The sequence below is a fragment of the Sphingobium sp. WR1 genome (assembly GCF_059693745.1).
Genome location: NZ_JCATID010000076.1, coordinates 1 through 2,095 on the forward strand (window position 1 = coordinate 1; position 2,095 = coordinate 2,095).

General features: G+C 64.6%; 1 protein-coding gene. It reads left to right on the forward strand.

The window, feature by feature from the left end:
* The coding region (locus AC58EF_RS28400; protein ID WP_497279697.1) for a Tn3 family transposase at positions 1-2,095 on the forward strand (2,095 nt) is incomplete at both ends.

Consider the following 2,095-nt stretch of genomic DNA (forward strand, 5'->3'; position numbering starts at 1 on the left):
CAACCGGCATCCGGCTTGAGGAAAGCCTGACCGACGCCACCCTGACGATGTTCGACAAGCTGTTGGGCAGCATGGCGCGCCGCGCCGAGAACCGGACCCGCGACAAAGCCCTCAAGACGGTGCGCGAGTTGCAAGGCCACCTCCGGACGCTCACGGGGTCTTGCCGCCTCCTCATCGACGCGCGCAGCAAGGGCGTGGATTCTCTGGCGCAGATCGAGGCGCTGGACTGGCAGCACTTCGCCGTGGCCGTCGAGCAGGCCGAAGTGCTCGGGCGACCGGAAACCGTCGATCGCACCGCCGAATTGATCGAGCGGCATCGGACGGTGAAGCTCTTTGTCGGCGCTTTTCTCAACGCCTTCGAGTTTCGCGGCGCCGGCGCGGTTCAGGGGCTCCTGTCAGCGCTGGCCATCATCGCGGAGCTATATCGGACCGGCAAACGGCGCTTGCCTGATCGCGTGCCGCTACGCTTTGTGCCGCCCGCATGGCGCCCGTTCGTCCTGCGGGATGGCATCGTTGATCGTGCCGCTTATGAACTATGCGCCTTGTCGCAACTACGCGAGCGGTTGCGAGCCGGGGATATATGGGTCGCGGGAAGCCGGCAGTTTCGCGATTTCGACAGCTATCTCATACCGCCGGCGACCTTTGCGGCGCTGCGCGAGAAGGGGCCGTTGCCGCTCGCCATCGAAACGGATTTCGAGCGCCATATCGAGGAACGGCGCACCAGGCTCGACACGGCGATCGAGCAGGTAACGGTCCTTGCACGGCAAGGGGAGCTGCCCCAGGTTAAGCTTGACGAAAACGGTCTCATCATCTCGCCGCTGAAGGCGGCAACACCGCCCGCCACCGAGATTGCCCGTCGCGCCGCCTATGATCGACTGCCGCGCGTGAAGATCACCGATCTTCTGCTGGAGGTCGATGCCTGGACCGGGTTCAGCGAATGCTTCATCCATCGTCGTTCGGGCCGGGAAGCCGACGATCGCAATGCGCTGCTCACGGTCATCCTCGCCGATGGCATCAATCTCGGCCTCACACGCATGGCGGAAACCTGCCGGGGCGCAAGTCTGCGTCAGCTCGCCCATCTTCACGACTGGCACATCAGCGAAGCCGCCTATGGCGAAGCGTTGGGAAGGCTGATCGACGCCCATCGCGCCATGCCGCTCGCCGCGCTGTGGGGAGACGGCACCACTTCGTCGAGCGACGGACAGCAATTTCATGCCGGGGGCCGTGGGGCCGCGATCGGCGACATCAACGCGCGCAGCGGCAACGAACCAGGCGTTGCCTTCTACACCCATGTCTCGGATCGATATGACCCCTTCGCAAGTCGGGTGATCGCGGCGACCGCTGGCGAAGCGCCCTATGTGCTGGATGGCTTGCTGTATCACCAGACCGGCCTGACGATCGAGGAGCACTACACCGATACGGGCGGGGCATCGGACCATGTGTTCGGCCTCATGCCCTTCTTCGGCTACCGCTTCGCGCCGCGCCTGCGCGACATCAAGGAGCGTCGTTTACACCTCCTTCCCGGCCAAGAATCCGGCCCCTTGCTTGCCGGCATGACGGCCGAACCGATCGCATTGGGTCATGTCGCGGCGCATTGGGACGAACTGCTGCGGTTCGCCACGTCGATCCGCACCGGCACCGTCACTGCTTCGGCAATGCTGCGCCGCTTGTCCGCCTATCCGCGACAGAACGGACTGGCCCTCGCACTACGCGAGCTGGGCCGCCTCGAACGCTCCATTTTCATGCTCGACTGGCTGCGCGACATCGACCTGCGCCGGCGCACCCAGGCGGGCCTCAACAAAGGCGAAGCCCGCAACGCGCTCGCCCGCGCGCTCTTCTTCAACCAGCTCGGCGAACTGCGCGATCGTCGGTTCGAGAACCAGACCTATCGCGCCTCCGGCCTCAACCTGCTCGTCGCCGCCATCATCTTGTGGAACACTCGCTATCTCGAAATGGCGCTGGCGGACATCGGCACAGCCGACGAAATCGCACGCCACATCGCGCCATTGGGCTGGGAGCATATCTCGCTGACCGGTGACTATAGCTGGAATGTTGAAGATCAACCCGATCCGGACGCCTTGCGACCGCTGCGCGC